Here is a 14,394-nt window from a genome sequence, read left to right on the forward strand (position 1 = left end):
CATCGGCCGGGGCCGCGGCACCCGGCGGCTCACCCCGCAGGGCGCAGCGTCAGGCGGCCGGGACCCCGCCCGGACACGAGGCCTCGAGCGCGGCGAGCGCGTGGCGACGGTCCGTGGCACCGGACATGCGGCCGACCACGACGCCGTGGGCGTCGAGCAGGAGCGTGGTCGGGGTGCGCATGATGCCGAAGCGTCGCACGAGATCGAGGTGCTCGACCACGTCCATCTCGACGTGTGAGAGGCCCTCGTGCTCGGACACCACCTGCGCGAGCACCGCGTGGGTGCGCCGGCAGGGTGCGCAGACCTCGCTGGAGAACTGCACGAACGTCGCCCGGGCGCCGAACGGGGCACCCAGCTCGGCGGCGGTCAGGCGCGAGTCGTCGGCGACGTCCGCAGGCGCCGAGGCGAGCAGCGCCGGGTCGACCGCGGTGTACCGGCCGTTGCGCGCGCGCCACCACAGGCCGAGCGCGGTGGCCACGGCCAGCAGGGCGACGACGAGCACGAGGCGGAGCACGGTGCCCTGCACGGTCAGCCCACCAGGACCCGGCCGACGACGTACACGAGGATCCCGGTCACGGTCACGGGCAGGGTCACCGCGGCGAGCGACGGCAGCCGGCGCTGGAGCGAGGGCAGCTGGTCGAACAGCGCGTGCAGGGTGGCCACGAGGACACCGACCGCGAGGCCGAGCAGGGCCCCGGCGAGCGGGTCGATCCCGGGGAGCAGCAGCGCGCCCAGGGTCCCGGCGGCGGCGGCCGCACCGGCGGTGACCAGCGCGCCGACCCACGGCGCCAGGTGGAGCGCCACGACGGCGGAGCCCACCGCCAGCGCCAGCGCACCGACGACCACGATCGGCTCGCCTCCGGGCGTCCGGCCGATCGCCACCCACCCGGACACCGCGACCGCGACCAGCGTCCCGGCGACCGTCCCGGACACCGATTCCACCAACCGGGTGCGGCCGTCGCGACGCAGGAGCTCGTTGATGAACGCCAGCAGGATCGCGGCCGCGAACACCACGGGCAGGTCCCGGAGATAGGGCTGCGTGGTGGTCAGGTGGACGACGGCGACGGCGCCGACCCCACCGAGCGCGACCACCGCGGCGGAGCCCGGGGCGAACGGGAGCCCCGCGAGCGACGGCCAGCCGAGCGCGAACACGAGGGCGAGCACCGCGGCGGTGACGCTCAGCGGGAGGCCGCCGAGGTAGCCGGCGACCGCGACGGCGGCGGCGAGCACGGCGGTGACGACCGCCCGGGTGGCGAGCTGCATGAGGTCTCCTACCGTCCCGCGGGCGTCACGGTCGCCGCCGGCGAGAGCGCGCGCAGGCGACCGGTCGACAGGGAGGGGAGGAGCACGCCGCCGATTGTCGCATCTCGTCACCGTTTCACCGGCGTTACAGGTCATCCGTGTGGGGGATGCCACGCCAGCCCTCGACACCGGCGCGCAACCTGCCCGTAGCGCGCGGTACCGTGGCCCCCACTCGCACGCGGGGAGGTTCCAGGTGGCAGATCTGCTGCTGCTCACTCCAGCGTCCGGAGGCTCCGCCCAGGTGCTCCCGGCCCTCGGTCTGCTGTCCCACCGTGTCCGTGTGCTCCCCGTCGAACCGTCGGCTCTCGTGGATGCACCGGATGCGGACATCGTCGTGCTCGACGCGCGCCGGGACCTGGTCACCGCCCGGACCACCTGCCGGCTGCTGCGCGCCACCGGCCTGACCGTCCCGCTCATCCTCGTGCTCACCGAGGGCGGCCTGACCGTGGTCACCGCCGAGTGGGGCGCGGACGACATCATCCTGGAGACGGCCAACCCGGCCGAGGTGGAGACGCGGTTCCGGCTCGTCATGGAGCGCGCTGCGACCACCCGGTACGACGACTCGCCGCAGGAGATCTCCTCGGGCGAGCTCACCATCGACGCCGGCGGCTACACGGCTCGCCTGCGCGGGCGGCCCCTCGACCTCACCTACAAGGAGTTCGAGCTCCTCAAGTACCTGGTGCAGCACCCGGGCCGCGTGTTCACCCGCGCCCAGCTGCTCCAGGAGGTCTGGGGCTACGACTACTACGGAGGCACCCGGACGGTCGACGTGCACGTCCGACGCCTGCGCGCCAAGCTCGGGCCCGAGCACGAGCAGCTCATCGGCACCGTCCGCAACGTCGGCTACCGGTTCGATCCGCCGAAGGACCGCCGGGGCGTCGACGGGCGCTCCGAGCTGCCGGAGCCGGCTGAGGCGTAGCCCGCTAGCCTGACTCCTGGTGTGCCGGGAAGCCTGGTCGGCAGTCCCGTCCGCCTGCCCGGAGGTCCAGTGCCCACACCAGCCCGCCGCCTGTTCGACGCCCTCTCCCCCGGGTCCGAGCGCAACCTGCTCGACACCCTGCGCGAGGAACGCGTCGGCGGCGCACTGCTGCTGGCCGGCACGGTCGTGGCGCTGCTCTGGGCCAACCTCGCGCCGTCGTCGTACACGGCCGTGTCCGACACCGTCGTCGGACCCGCGGCGCTGCACCTCGACCTCACGCTGGCCACCTGGGCCACCGACGGCCTCCTCGCGGTGTTCTTCTTCGTCGTCGGGCTCGAGCTCAAGCGCGAGATCGTCGCCGGCGAGCTGCGCAACCCCCGCACGGCGGTCGTGCCCATCGTCGCCGCGGTCGGCGGCATGCTCGTCCCCGCCGCCTTGTACCTCGCCGTCAACCTGACCTCGCCGGACGGCAACGCGCGCGGGTGGGCGGTCCCGACGGCGACGGACATCGCGTTCGCGGTCTCCGTCCTCGCGATCGTCGGCCGCAGCCTGCCGAACGCGTTGCGCGCCTTCCTGCTCACGCTCGCCGTCGTGGACGACCTGCTCGCGATCATCGTCATCGGCGCCGTCTACACCGAGTCGGTCTCGGCGCTCTGGCTCGGCGTAGGGGCGGCGACCGTCGTGGTGTTCGCGCTCGTCATCCGACGCGGGTGGGTCAGCGGGTGGCTGCTGGTGCCGCTCGGCGTGGTCGCCTGGGCCGCCGTGCACGCGTCGGGGGTGCACGCGACGATCGCCGGGGTGGCGCTGGGCCTCGTGGTGCCGGGCACCCAGGAGGCCACCCGCCGGGCCCTGCGCCTGACGGAGCTGCCCGAGGAGTCGCTCGCCGAGCGGTGGGAGCACGTGTGGCGGCCGCTGTCCGCGGGCATCGCCGTTCCCGTGTTCGCCCTGTTCGCCGCGGGGGTCACCCTCTCCGCGGACGCGCTGCAGACGACGTTCGCGGACCCGGTGGCCCAGGGCGTGGCCCTCGGGCTGGTGCTGGGCAAGCCGATCGGCATCCTCGGTGCCACCTACCTCGTCGCCCGCTTCACGCGTGCCGCGCTGGCGCCCGGGCTCGGCTGGGCGGACGTCGCCGCGGTCGGCCTGCTCGGCGGGATCGGGTTCACCGTGTCCCTGCTGGTGGGCGAGCTGGCGTTCGGTGCCGGCAGCCCGCACGACGAGCACGTGGTCGTCGCGGTGCTCGCCGGGTCGCTCGTCGCCGCCCTGCTCGGCGGTGGCGCGCTGGCGCAGCGCGACCGGCATCACGCCCGCGCGGCGGCGGCGGCCTCCCGCCCGGACCGCGAGAACCGGTAGGTTCGCACCGATGAGCACCGTCGACTCCGCCTCGCTCCTCATCGACGGCCCCTGGGAGCACCGGTTCGTGGCCGCGAACGGCGCACGGTTCCACGTGGCCGTCGCCGGTCCCGACGACCGCGACGCGCCGCTCGTCGTGCTCCTGCACGGCATCCCGCAGTTCTGGTGGGCCTGGCGGCACCAGCTCCCCGCCCTGGCAGCCGCGGGCTATCGCGTGGCGGCCATGGACGTCCGCGGCACCGGCGGCTCGGACAAGCCGCCGCAGGGCTACGACGTCCCGACCCTCGCGGCCGACGTGGCCGGCGTCATCCAGTCGTTGGGCGCCGCGGACGCGGTGGTGGTCGGCAGCGGCTCGGGCGGCGAGATCGCCTGGGCCATGGCCGGCCTGCACCGCGACCGCGTCCGCGCGGTGGGCGCCCTGGCCGCACCCCACCCGCTGGACACCCGGGGTCACCTCCGCGCCGCGGTCCGGCCGTCGGCCCTGCGGCGGCTCGCGTTCGTCCAGCTCCCGTCGCTGCCCGAGCGCGCCCTCATGGAGGGGGACCTGGTGGCCCGCCTCCTGCACGAGTGGGGTGGCGCCCCGGGATGGCTGGACGCCCGCGCCGAGGCGACCTACCGGTCCGCCGCCCGGGTGCCGTTCGCGGCGCACAGCCAGATGGAGCAGCTGCGCTGGCTCGTCCGCTCGATGCCGCGGCCCGACGGTCGCCGGTACCACGCTGACCTCGAGGAGAGCACGCGCCCCCTGCCGGTGCTCCAGCTGCACGGCGGCCGGGACGGGCTCCGTCCGGCAGCCGGCGCGGCCCTGTCCAAGGAGACCGCCGCGCTCGTCGCCTCCCGCTACCAGTACGAGCTGCTGCCGCAGGTGGGGCACTACCCCGCCGAGGAGGCCCCCGAGCGCGTGACCGACCTGCTGCTGGCGTGGCTGCGGGAGTCCGTGCCGGTCGTCACGGCTTGACCATCGCCGACGCCTTCACCGGGTCGACCTCCCCGATGCCGGCCGACGGGCACATGGCCGCGACCGGGCACGCCCCGCACGCCGGCCTGCGCGCGAAGCACGTGCGCCTGCCGTGGAAGATCAGCCGGTGCGAGGCCATGGTCCAGTCCCTGCGCGGCAGGAGCGCCCCGAGGTCCTGCTCGACCACCAGCGGGTCCTTGCTCGTGGTGTAGCCGAGCCGCTGCGACAGGCGCATGACGTGCGTGTCCGTGGTGATCCCGGGGATCCCGAACGCGTTGCCGAGCACCACGTTGGCCGTCTTGCGCCCGACGCCGGGCAGCGTGACCAGGTCCTTCAGCCGAGGAGGGACCTCCCCGCCGAACCGCTCGACCAGGTCCCGGGACAGGCCCATGACCGACTTCGCCTTGGCGCGGAAGAACCCCGTGGGCCGCAGGATCTCCTCCAGCTCCTCCGGGTTCGCGGCAGCCAGCGCCGCGGCGTCGGGGTACCGGGCGAACAGGATCGGCGTGGTGAGGTTCACGCGGACGTCGGTGGTCTGCGCAGAGAGCACCGTGGCGACGAGCAGCTCGAACGGCGACGTGAAGTCCAGCTCGCAGCGCGCGTCCGGGTAGCGCACGGTCAGGGCACGGTCGACACGGCGTGCACGGCGGGTACGGGCAAGGGGCGACTCGAAGTCTGCTCCGATCACCTCGGCAGCGTACGACCTGGCACCGACACCCATTCGTGGCAGCGGAGACCCTGGCGCACCGTGGCCTTCTGTGCAGCGCTTGCTCCTATGGAGTGATTCCGTGGCGCACACAGGTACCGACGCTCAAGGTGGCCGCGTATCGGGCCGAAACGAGACAACGAGCCCGCCCGTGATGCCCGTCAGAGGAGGACCTGCCCGCATGACGCCCCCCGTCGAGCAACGGGTCAGTGATCTCCGCCTCGACCGGCGCGCGCTACGGGCCGAGCGTGCCCGGGTGGCCTGGTGGCGCCGGCTGGTGCGGGCCCGCCTCGACCTGGCCGTCGCCCAGGCGGCCCGCCCGCAGACGCTCGGCGAGGACGTCGCGTTCCAGCTCCCGCTCGAGGTCGGCCTCGACGTGCCGCGCCCCGCCGCGCTGGCCGCGGTGCTCGCCGGCGCGGACCCCGCGACGGACGTCGGCCGGCTGCACGAGCTGCGCGCCCTGGACGAGCAGCTCTCCGCCTACGCCGCGGGCGTCGAGGCCGCCCTCACCCGTGCCACCGACCGCCTGATCGTCCGGCTCGCCGTGGACCCCAGCGTGGTCGTCGCGGGTCTGCGGGAGCCTCTGGGCCGCGGATGACGCCCACCATGGGGCAGACTGAGAGCCGCGCAGGCCGCTGACCAGCAGTCGGTGCGTCTGGACCCAGATGTGAACGATGCCGCCACCGGGACGATCCGGGAGTCGGCCAGAGAGGTGAGGTCCCCGTGGAGGACGACATCGTGCTGTCGGCGCCGCTGTTCGCCGGGCTCGACCAGGAGTCGTCGGAGGCGCTCGTCGCGTCGATGAAGCCGATCGACATCGCCCGCGGCGACGCCCTGTTCCACGAGGGGGAGCCGGGCGACCGGCTCTACGTCGTGCGCGAGGGCAAGATCAAGCTCGGCCGGCGCTCCAACGACGGCCGCGAGAACCTGCTCGCGGTCCTCGGCCCGGGTGAGATGTTCGGCGAGCTCAGCCTGTTCGATCCCGGCCCCCGCACCGCCACCGCGACCGTCGTCGCCGACGCCGTGGTGCTCGAGCTCGGGCACGCCGACCTGATCCGCTGGCTCCAGGACAAGCCCACCGTCGCGCCGCACCTGCTCCAGGCGCTCGCGCGCCGGCTGCGGCGGACCAACGAGGCGCTGGCCGACCTGGTGTTCTCGGACGTCCCCGGTCGCGTCGCCAAGGCGCTGCTCGACCTGTCCACCCGCTTCGGCGAGAAGGTGGACGAGGGCATCCGCGTGGCGCACGACCTGACGCAGGAGGAGCTCGCGCAGCTCGTGGGTGCCTCGCGGGAGACCGTGAACAAGGCGCTCGCCGACTTCGCCGCCCGCGGCTGGGTGCGCCGCGAGGGCCGGGCGGTCGTCCTGCTCGACGTGGAGCGGCTGGAGCGACGCGCCCGCTGAGCGGGTCAGGCCAGCTCGACGACGATCTCCACCTCGACGGGCGAGTCCATCGGCAGCACGGCCACGCCCACGGCGGAGCGCGCGTGCACCCCGGCGTCGCCGAGCACGGCGTGCAGCAGCAGGCTCGCGCCGTTGACCACCGCCGGCTGCCCGGTGAACGCGGGATCGCTGGCCACGAAGCCGACCACCTTGACCACGTGCGCGATGCGGTCGAGGGCGTCGGCCCCCTGCGGCCCACCGTCGGCCGCGACCACCGCGGCGACGGCTGCCAGCGCGTTGAGCGCGGACGTCTGCGCGTAGCCGGCGGCCTCCTCCGGGCTGATCAGCCCGGCACCGACGCCGACCTTGCCGGTCGCGGGCAGGGCGCCCGCCACGAACGGCAGCTGCCCGCTGGTGTACACGTACGACCCCGACCGCAGGGCCGGCACGTACGCCGCGAGCGGCAGCGCCACCTCGGGGAGCTCGAGCCCGAGCTCGGCGAGGCGCGCGGCGGCGCCCATCAGGACTCCTTGGGCCGCTTGAGGTAGGCCACGAGCCCGGCGTCGGGCCCCTGGATCACCTGGACGAGCTCCCAGCCGTCGGCGCCCCACTGGTCCAGGATCGCCTTGGTGGCGTGAATGATGAGCGGAATCGTCGCGTACTCCCACTGCGTAGCCATGCGGCTCACCCTAGGGCCACCGGCGGGGTGTCGGAGCGCTCTCACACGCCTTCGACGGCGTCCGACCCCACCAGCTCGGTCCGCCAGGACCGCACCTCGGGGCGGCGGCGGAGCAGGGCCCGGCGCTCGCGCTCCGTCATGCCACCCCAGACCCCGAAGTCCATGCGGTTGTCGAGCGCGTCCGCCAGGCAGGCCAGTCGCACCGGGCAGCTGGTGCACACCGCGCGCGCCTCGCGCTGGGCGGCACCCTCGACGAACAGCGCGTCGGGCGCGAGCTTGCCCTTCCCGCACGCCGCGAGCGCGGTCCAGTGCGTGTCCTGCACGAGTGTGGTCACGCATCCTCCCGAGCACGCCGACGGGGCGTGCCGTGGCAGCCGCACCCGAGTCCTGCCGGGAAACTAGCGCTCCGAGCACCACTCTGGCGAGACTCCGTTCGGGTTGTTCCGTCAGATGGACGCTTGACCGGGTCGGAGCGGGTGCAGTCACGCATGTGCAGGTCCCGTGCAGGTCGGGGCGTCGGGCCCGATCCGTGGCGGCCCTGCCAGGGGCGCCTACTACCCTGACGGCATGCCGAACCCTGCGCGCCAGCGCGGCCGACAGGTCAACGTCTTCCAGGCGTTGGCCCTCCTGCTCACCTTCGCGCTGGTCGCGGGCGTGGGCGGTGTGCTCGCCGCCGGTCTCGTCCTGCCCGGAGTCGCGGTCGCCAACGGCGTGACGGACCTGACGGTCACCGCGTTCGACGACCTGCCGACGGAGCTCGACGAGGGCACCCTGCCGGAGAAGTCGGTCATCAAGGCCGCAGACGGCACGCTGCTGGCCACGTTCTACACGCAGAACCGTGTCGTGGTCCCGCTGACCGAGATCTCGCCGATGCTCCAGCACGCCGTGATCGCCACCGAGGACAAGCGGTTCTACCAGCACGCGGGCGTCGACCCCACGGGCATGCTCCGTGCGTTCGTGCAGAACCAGGCGAGCGACGGCGGCCAGCAGGGCGCCTCGACGCTCACCCAGCAGTACATCAAGAACGTCCTCATCGACGCCGCCCTGGCCAAGGACACCAAGGCCGAGCAGCTCGAGGCCATCCAGCAGGCGCGGGAGGCCGACGGCACCGAGGGCTACGCGCGCAAGCTGCGGGAGGCCAAGCTGGCCATCGCGCTGGAGAAGCGGCTGACGAAGGACCAGATCCTCGAGAAGTACCTGAACATCGCGCCGTTCGGTGCCTCGGTCTACGGCGCCGAGTCGGCCGCGCAGTACTACTTCACCAAGTCCGCGAAGGACCTGAACTACCTCGAGGCCGCCACGATCGCCGGCGTCACGCAGAGCCCCACCAAGTGGGACCCGGTGCTCAACCCCGAGGCCTCGCAGGAGCGCCGCAACCGCGTGCTCAAGCTCATGTTCGAGCAGAAGTTCATCACCGAGGCGGAGTACGAGGCCGGCCGCGCCACACCGCTGGCGGCAACCCTCGTTCCGTCGCCCCTCAAGCAGGGGTGCATGACGGCGGGCGACCTGGTGCCCGGCGCCGGCTACTTCTGCGACTACGTCACCAAGGTGATCGGCAACGACCCGGCGTTCGGTCCGACCAAGAACGACCGCATCAAGCTCCTCTACCGCGGTGGCCTGACCATCACCACGACGCTGATCCCGGGTGAGCAGGCGATCGCCGACACCGAGGTCAAGGCCGGCGTCCCCGTCGAGGACCCCTCGGGCGTGGCCAGCTCCATCGTCGTCGTCGAGCCCGGCACCGGGAAGATCACCGCGATGGCGCAGAACCGCAACTACACCGCGGTCGCCGAGCACGGGGACCGCGAGACGCCCGTCAACTTCAACACCGACAACGCCTACGGCGGCGCGTCCGGCTTCGCGCCCGGCTCGACGTTCAAGCCGTTCACGCTCCTCGAGTGGCTCAAGCAGGGCCACAGCCTGAACGAGACCGTCGACGGCAGCGTCCGGCCGCTGAACGAGAACATGTTCACGGCGTGCGGAGCCAAGGGGAAGAACAAGAAGTGGACCCCCGGCAACGCCGAGGGCAACGGTCGGACCATGTCCGTGATGGACGCCACCAAGAACTCGGTCAACCTGGCCTACCTGACGATGGCCATGCAGCTCGACCTGTGCAGCATCATGGACGGCGCCGCGCAGATCGGGATCCACAAGGCCGGCGGCAACGCCGGTGAGGGCAACGCCGACGCGTTCCCGGCCAACGTGATCGGGAGCAACTCGATCGCCCCGCTGTCGATGGCCGCCGCGTTCGCCGCGTTCGCCGCCAACGGCACCTACTGCAAGCCCATCGCGATCACCAGCGTGGTCAACGCCGACGGTGTCGAGCTCCCGGTCCCGAGCGCCGAGTGCAGCCCGGTGATCGACCCCAAGTACACGAGCGCCCTGACCTTCGCGCTGCGCAACGTCTGGCAGGGCACGGCGGACAAGGTCACGCCCCCGCCGTTCCCGACCGCCGGCAAGACGGGCACCACCAGCGAGAACGAGTACACCTGGTTCGTCGGGTACTCCCCGCTGCGCGCCGCCGCGGTGTGGGTCGGCTTCTCCGACGGGATGCGGCCCGTGCAGGACATGACCATCAACGGCAAGTTCGTCCCGAACGCCTACGGCGCGACGATCGCCGGTCCCACGTGGAGCCGGTTCATGACGCAGACTCTCGCCGGAGCGCCCAACACCGACTTCCCAGCACCCGGGGACAAGGAGGTGTTCGGCGAGAAGGTGGCCGTGCCGTCCGTGGTCGGCCTCAGCGAGGCGGACGCGCGCAACCGGCTCTCCGCAGCCGGGTTCCGGGCGTCGGTCGCTCCCGCCCAGGTGCCCTCCGCGCTCCCGGCCGGGACGGTCGCGTCGCAGAGCCCGTCCGGCACCGCGGTGCGCGGCTCGTACGTGCAGCTGACCCTGTCCAACGGCCAGCCGCCCGCGGCTCCGGTCGACCCGAACCAGCCGGGCGGTCCCGGCGGCGGCAACAACGGCAACGGCAACGGCGGCGGCGGCGGCGGCGGGAACCCGAGACCGTGATCGACGGCCCCGGCCGCACGCTCGCCCGCACCGCCGGGGGCCTCGCGCTGGCCGGTGCGGGTGCGCTCGCGTACGCCTCGCTGGTCGAGGTCCGCTGGTACACGCTGCGTGAGGTCACCGTCCCGGTGCTCCCCGCCGGCCAGGACCCGCTGCGCATCCTGCACCTCTCCGACCTGCACCTGACCCCGGGCCAGCGCAGGAAGATCGACTGGGTGCGGGACCTGGCCTCCCTGGACCCGCACCTGGTGATCGACACGGGCGACAACTGGGCCCACCTGGACGCGATGCCCTCGCTGCTCGAGGCCCTGGAGCCGCACCTGGCGGTGCCCGGTGCGTTCGTGCTCGGCTCCAACGACTACGTCGCACCCATGCCCAAGAACCCGGCGCGGTACCTGCTGCCCGACGCCCGGTTCAAGAAGCCGATGCGACCGGCCGAGCTGCCGTGGCGTGAGCTCACCGCACGGTTCCGGTCGGCGGGCTGGATCGACCTCACCAACCGCCGGGACGTGCTCAAGGTCGACGGCCGCGTGCTCTCGCTCGTCGGCACGGACGACGCGCACCTCGACCGCGACGCGTTCCCGGCTGCGCGGGGCGACGACGACGCCCGCACGGGCTCGACGCCGGTGGACCTCCACCTGGGCGTCACGCACGCGCCCTACCGCCGCGTGCTCGACCAGATGCACGCGGACGACGTGGACCTGACGATCGCCGGGCACACGCACGGCGGCCAGCTCGCCCTGCCGTTCTGGGGCGCCCTGGTGACCAACTGCGACCTGGACACCCGCCGCGCCAAGGGTCTGCACGGCTGGCCCGGTCCGCGTCCGGACCAGCCCGGCGGCGCGGGCTCCACGTGGATGCACGTGTCCGCGGGCCTCGGCACGTCGCCGTACGCACCCGTGCGGTTCGCGTGCCGGCCGGAAGCGACGCTCCTCACTCTCGTCGCGGCGTAGGTCGGCTGTTTCCGGTTTCGTCGCACGGGTGGTCGTCGGCTATCCTTACCAGGCTCCACGGGGTGTGGCGCAGCTTGGTAGCGCGCTTCGTTCGGGACGAAGAGGTCGTGGGTTCGAATCCCGCCACCCCGACAGACGAGAAGGGCCCCTGATCAGCAGATCTGCTGATCAGGGGCCCTTCTCGCGTGGTCAGCCCCGCGGTTGCAGGTAGGCGGCGTGGCCGTCGGCGACGCGGATCCGGACGTGGGTGGACGAGGTCGGGTCGACCGGCCCCTCCACGGTCTGGCCGCCGTCGGCGGTGGAGATGTCGAGCGCCACGGGCTTGCCCGTCCCGTACACGGTGACGTCGCCGTCGCTCGCGTGGGCGTCCACGTCACCCCGGACGCCGGAGATCTCGGTGCGGCCGTCGCTGGAGCGGGTGGTGGCCGAGCCGGACACGTCGGAGACGGTGATCGCGCCGTCGGCGGAGGACACGGACACCGAGCCGCGGACGTCGCTGACGTCGGTCCGGCCGTCGGCGGTACGGACGGTCACGTCCCCGTCGATGTCGGACACGTCGGTGTCGCCGTCGCTGGCGTGCACCTCGAGCGGACCCTGCAGGGCGGTCGCGGTGACGGAGCCGTCGCGGGCGCGGACGATCACCGACGTGCCGTCCGGGACCGTGACGTCCAGGGACGCGGTGCAGAAGCCGGGCCGCCACCAGTCGCAGACGTACCGCACCCGCAGCTCGTCGGCCAGCTCGTCGACCGAGTAGTGCGCGCGGGTGAGGGCGGTGGTCGCGGTGCGCTCGACCTCGACGCGGTCGCCGCCGGTGGTCACGGTGATGTGCCCGTCGGCCACCAGCTCGACCACCGGCGCGGCCGCGTAGCTGGCACTGTCGGTGCGGGTCGTGGCGTCGTCGGAGCCCAGGACGAGCAGGTCGACGGCGCTGAAGGAGGCGGAGACCAGCAGGACGCCGCCGACGACGGCTCCTGTCCAGGTCAGGGCGCGCGCACCGGGGCTGCGCGGGGTCGGACCCGCGGCGGGCGCCGGCCGCTCCAGGGTGGTGGTCATGGTCGTTCTCCGATCGTGGGTTCGTGCTCCAACCAGCGCAGGACGGCGAGCACGCGGCGGTGGTCGTCGGCGGCCTGCGGGAGGTCGAGCTTGGTGAGGATGGACGTCACGTGCTTCTCGACCGCCGGCAACCCGACGACGAGGCGGTCGGCGATGGCCGCGTTGGAGCGGCCCTCCGCCATGAGACCGAGCACGTCCCGCTCGCGCGGGGTGAGGGTCTCGAGGCCCGAACGGCGGGTCCGGGCAAGGATCTGGGCGACGACCTCGGGGTCGATCACCGTGCCGCCGGCGGCCACGCGGCCGAGGGCGTCGAGGAACTCGTCCACGTCCGCCACCCGGTCCTTGAGCACGTACCCGAGGCCGCGCACGTCCCCGGCGAAGAGCTCGCGGGCGTACCGCTGCTCCACGTACTGCGACAGGACCAGCACCGGGAGGCGCTTGTGCAGGCTGCGCAGGTGCACGGCGGCCCGCAGACCCTCGTCGGTGTGCGACGGGGGCATCCGGACGTCGGTGACCAGCAGGTCGGGGAGGTCGTCGTCGGGCCCGAGGGCGGCGACGACCTCGTCGGCGGTGGTGTAGCCGACGACCTCGTGCCCCTCCGCGACGAGCAGCCTGGTCAGGCCGTCGAGCAGCAGGACCGAGTCCTCGGCGATCACGATGCGCACGGCACCTCCACGGTGAGTCGGGTGCCGGCTCCGGCCGGGCTGTCCAGGTCGAACGTGCCGTCGAGGGCGGCGACACGGCTGCGCAGTCCGTCGAGCCCGCTGCCGGGCGCGGCGGTCGCTCCCCCGCGGCCGTCGTCGGCGACGACGAGGCGCAGGCGGCCGCCCGGGCTCACCGTGGCGGTGACCGTGACCTGCTGGGCCTCGGCGTGCTTGGCGGCGTTGGTGAGCGCCTCGGCGGCGACGAAGTAGGCGGCGGCCTGCGCGGAGGTGCTGGCGCAGTTGAGGGCCGGTGGGTCGGGCACGTCGACCCGGACCGGGACCGGGCTGCGCGCGGCGAGCGCGGACAGGGCGGCGTCGAGCCCGCGGTCGGTGAGGACCGCCGGGTGGATGCCGCGGACCAGGTCGCGCAGCTCCGCCAGCGTCTCCTTGACCTCGCGGTGGGCGTGGTCGAGGGCCGCAGCGGCCTCCGGGTCGCTGGAGACCTTGCGCTTGGCGGCGCCCAGCTCGACGCCGAGCGCCACGAGTCGCTGCTGGGCGCCGTCGTGCAGGTCGCGCTCGATGCGGCGGCGCTCCTCGTCGGCGGCCCCCACGGCGGCGGTGCGGGTCTCGGTCAGCTGGACGGCGCGCCCCTCGGCCTGCGCGGCCCTGGCCTGCGCCTGCCGTGCGGCCTCGAGCGCCTCGGCACGGGCGGAGGCGCCCAGCAGGGACCGCCCGGAGCGGACGATCGCCAGCGAGCCGGCCTGGGAGGCCAGCGCGGCGACCCAGGCGCAGACGAGGGCTCCCGGCACCATGAGGACCAGCGGGAAGGGCGGGTGGCTGAGGCCGTTCGTGGCGGCGATCACCGGGTAGACGAGCCCGCCGAGCGCGAACCCGCCGGCGACGGTGACGACGACGCTCTGCACCGTGAGGATCGCGCCGGCGACGAGGACGTAGGCACTGTGGCCCCACGTGCGGCTGTCGGACAGGATCGCCCACCACGACGCCCACCACCCGTCGCGGCGCGGGTAGGTCGGCGCCGCGATCTCGACCGCGAGCTGCGCCTCGAGCCGCGCCCGCTCGAGCTGCGCGAACGGCCGGCCCGCCCACAGCGTGGCGACCAGCATGGGGATGCCGACCAGCAGAGGGATCAGGGAGACCGACAGGGAGACGGCCACGGCCAGGCCGATGAAGGCGACGAGGACGACGAACGAGCCGACGACCGTCTGGGAGATCCCCCGCCAGGTCGCCACCGACACGGGGGCGGCCGCGAGGGCGCGCAGGTCGGTGAACGCGGGGGCGACGACGCGCAGGTCGTCGGACACGCTGCTCGGGGACGTCGGTGAGGTCATGACAGTGACGCTAGGGCTCCGGGGCGACCGGCAGACAGCCTGACCACCCACGAGCGCGCGGTGGGTTCTCCCTACCCCCGCGCAGGACGGGCCGG

16 protein-coding genes and 1 tRNA gene are annotated in these 14,394 nt (G+C 73.7%); 8 read left to right on the forward strand and 9 right to left on the reverse strand.

All coding sequences use genetic code 11. From position 1 onward, the window contains the following. Positions 1 to 49: 49 nt before the first annotated feature. Positions 50 to 526: a thioredoxin family protein gene (locus HP550_RS05220; protein WP_343047989.1), complete on the reverse strand. Its 477-nt coding sequence runs from the start codon at positions 524 to 526 to the stop codon at positions 50 to 52. 2 nt (positions 527 to 528) lie between these two features. Then, positions 529 to 1,263, reverse strand: a complete 735-nt coding sequence (locus tag HP550_RS05225; RefSeq protein ID WP_175346531.1) for a hypothetical protein — start codon at positions 1,261 to 1,263, stop codon at positions 529 to 531. 232 nt (positions 1,264 to 1,495) lie between these two features. Here HP550_RS05225 and HP550_RS05230 point away from each other — a divergent pair, with 232 nt between their 5' ends. From HP550_RS05230 to HP550_RS05240, 3 genes are all read left to right on the forward strand, one after another. Continuing rightward, positions 1,496 to 2,221, forward strand: coding sequence for a winged helix-turn-helix domain-containing protein (locus HP550_RS05230; RefSeq protein ID WP_175346532.1), 726 nt, complete (start codon positions 1,496 to 1,498; stop codon positions 2,219 to 2,221). A gap of 69 nt (positions 2,222 to 2,290) precedes the next feature. Then, the gene (gene nhaA / locus HP550_RS05235; protein ID WP_343047990.1) at positions 2,291 to 3,571 is read left to right on the forward strand and encodes a Na+/H+ antiporter NhaA; all 1,281 of its coding nucleotides are present in this window, start codon (positions 2,291 to 2,293) and stop codon (positions 3,569 to 3,571) included. 10 nt (positions 3,572 to 3,581) lie between these two features. After that, positions 3,582 to 4,526: an alpha/beta fold hydrolase gene (locus HP550_RS05240; RefSeq protein ID WP_175346533.1), complete on the forward strand. Its 945-nt coding sequence runs from the start codon at positions 3,582 to 3,584 to the stop codon at positions 4,524 to 4,526. Here the strand turns inward: HP550_RS05240 and nth are convergent. Further along, the gene (nth, locus tag HP550_RS05245) at positions 4,516 to 5,247 is read right to left on the reverse strand and encodes an endonuclease III (RefSeq protein WP_175346534.1); all 732 of its coding nucleotides are present in this window, start codon (positions 5,245 to 5,247) and stop codon (positions 4,516 to 4,518) included. The two genes, HP550_RS05240 and nth, sit on opposite strands and share 11 nt — an antisense overlap. A 166-nt stretch (positions 5,248 to 5,413) precedes the next feature. Here nth and HP550_RS05250 point away from each other — a divergent pair, with 166 nt between their 5' ends. Then, positions 5,414 to 5,830, forward strand: a complete 417-nt coding sequence (locus tag HP550_RS05250) for a hypothetical protein (RefSeq protein WP_175346535.1) — start codon at positions 5,414 to 5,416, stop codon at positions 5,828 to 5,830. Positions 5,831 to 5,955: 125 nt separating this feature from the next. After that, entirely contained in the window at positions 5,956 to 6,633 is a 678-nt protein-coding gene (locus HP550_RS05255) for a cyclic nucleotide-binding domain-containing protein (protein ID WP_175346536.1), read from the forward strand. 5 nt (positions 6,634 to 6,638) lie between these two features. Here HP550_RS05255 and HP550_RS05260 read toward each other — a convergent pair whose 3' ends face one another. From HP550_RS05260 to HP550_RS05270, 3 genes are read right to left on the reverse strand one after another with little or no spacing between them, the layout of a single operon-like run. After that, the gene (locus HP550_RS05260) at positions 6,639 to 7,133 is read right to left on the reverse strand and encodes a RidA family protein (RefSeq protein WP_175346537.1); all 495 of its coding nucleotides are present in this window, start codon (positions 7,131 to 7,133) and stop codon (positions 6,639 to 6,641) included. Then, positions 7,133 to 7,291 carry a Sp36 family protein gene (sp36, locus tag HP550_RS05265; RefSeq protein WP_146925896.1) on the reverse strand — a complete coding sequence of 53 codons (159 nt, stop codon included), beginning with the start codon at positions 7,289 to 7,291 and terminating at the stop codon, positions 7,133 to 7,135. The genes HP550_RS05260 and sp36 overlap by 1 nt, the downstream gene beginning before the upstream one ends. Before the next feature lie 41 nt (positions 7,292 to 7,332). Beyond that, entirely contained in the window at positions 7,333 to 7,626 is a 294-nt protein-coding gene (locus tag HP550_RS05270; RefSeq protein ID WP_421735154.1) for a WhiB family transcriptional regulator, read from the reverse strand. 232 nt (positions 7,627 to 7,858) lie between these two features. Here HP550_RS05270 and HP550_RS05275 point away from each other — a divergent pair, with 232 nt between their 5' ends. The 3 genes from HP550_RS05275 (at position 7,859) to HP550_RS05285 (ending at position 11,385) form a co-directional block, all read left to right on the forward strand. Next, entirely contained in the window at positions 7,859 to 10,303 is a 2,445-nt protein-coding gene (locus HP550_RS05275; RefSeq protein WP_175346538.1) for a transglycosylase domain-containing protein, read from the forward strand. After that, positions 10,300 to 11,253, forward strand: coding sequence for a metallophosphoesterase (locus HP550_RS05280; RefSeq protein WP_343047991.1), 954 nt, complete (start codon positions 10,300 to 10,302; stop codon positions 11,251 to 11,253). The genes HP550_RS05275 and HP550_RS05280 overlap by 4 nt, the downstream gene beginning before the upstream one ends. A 58-nt stretch (positions 11,254 to 11,311) precedes the next feature. Then, positions 11,312 to 11,385, forward strand: a tRNA-Pro gene (locus HP550_RS05285). 57 nt (positions 11,386 to 11,442) lie between these two features. Here HP550_RS05285 and HP550_RS05290 read toward each other — a convergent pair. The 3 genes from HP550_RS05290 to HP550_RS05300 are packed head-to-tail and all read right to left on the reverse strand — an operon-like array spanning position 11,443 to position 14,299. Further along, positions 11,443 to 12,306, reverse strand: a complete 864-nt coding sequence (locus tag HP550_RS05290) for a DUF4097 family beta strand repeat-containing protein (RefSeq protein ID WP_175346539.1) — start codon at positions 12,304 to 12,306, stop codon at positions 11,443 to 11,445. Next, on the reverse strand, positions 12,303 to 12,971 hold the full coding sequence (locus tag HP550_RS05295; protein ID WP_175346540.1) for a response regulator: 669 nt from the start codon (positions 12,969 to 12,971) through the stop codon (positions 12,303 to 12,305). Before HP550_RS05295 ends, HP550_RS05290 begins: the two co-directional genes overlap by 4 nt. Further along, positions 12,959 to 14,299, reverse strand: coding sequence for a sensor histidine kinase (locus HP550_RS05300; RefSeq protein WP_175346541.1), 1,341 nt, complete (start codon positions 14,297 to 14,299; stop codon positions 12,959 to 12,961). The genes HP550_RS05295 and HP550_RS05300 overlap by 13 nt, the downstream gene beginning before the upstream one ends. Positions 14,300 to 14,394 lie beyond the last annotated feature (95 nt).

This window comes from Cellulomonas humilata (assembly GCF_013359775.1).
Classification (GTDB): domain Bacteria; phylum Actinomycetota; class Actinomycetes; order Actinomycetales; family Cellulomonadaceae; genus Cellulomonas; species Cellulomonas humilata.

Coding starts and splice junctions, on each gene's coding strand:
- HP550_RS05225 (WP_175346531.1), bottom strand. CDS start 1,263: ATGCAGCTCGCCACCCGGGCGGTCGTCACCGCCGTGCTCGCCGCCGCC.
- HP550_RS05240 (WP_175346533.1), top strand. CDS start 3,582: ATGAGCACCGTCGACTCCGCCTCGCTCCTCATCGACGGCCCCTGGGAG.
- nth (WP_175346534.1), bottom strand. CDS start 5,247: ATGGGTGTCGGTGCCAGGTCGTACGCTGCCGAGGTGATCGGAGCAGAC.
- HP550_RS05250 (WP_175346535.1), top strand. CDS start 5,414: ATGACGCCCCCCGTCGAGCAACGGGTCAGTGATCTCCGCCTCGACCGG.
- HP550_RS05260 (WP_175346537.1), bottom strand. CDS start 7,133: ATGGGCGCCGCCGCGCGCCTCGCCGAGCTCGGGCTCGAGCTCCCCGAG.
- sp36 (WP_146925896.1), bottom strand. CDS start 7,291: ATGGCTACGCAGTGGGAGTACGCGACGATTCCGCTCATCATTCACGCC.
- HP550_RS05275 (WP_175346538.1), top strand. CDS start 7,859: ATGCCGAACCCTGCGCGCCAGCGCGGCCGACAGGTCAACGTCTTCCAG.
- HP550_RS05290 (WP_175346539.1), bottom strand. CDS start 12,306: ATGACCACCACCCTGGAGCGGCCGGCGCCCGCCGCGGGTCCGACCCCG.
- HP550_RS05300 (WP_175346541.1), bottom strand. CDS start 14,299: ATGACCTCACCGACGTCCCCGAGCAGCGTGTCCGACGACCTGCGCGTC.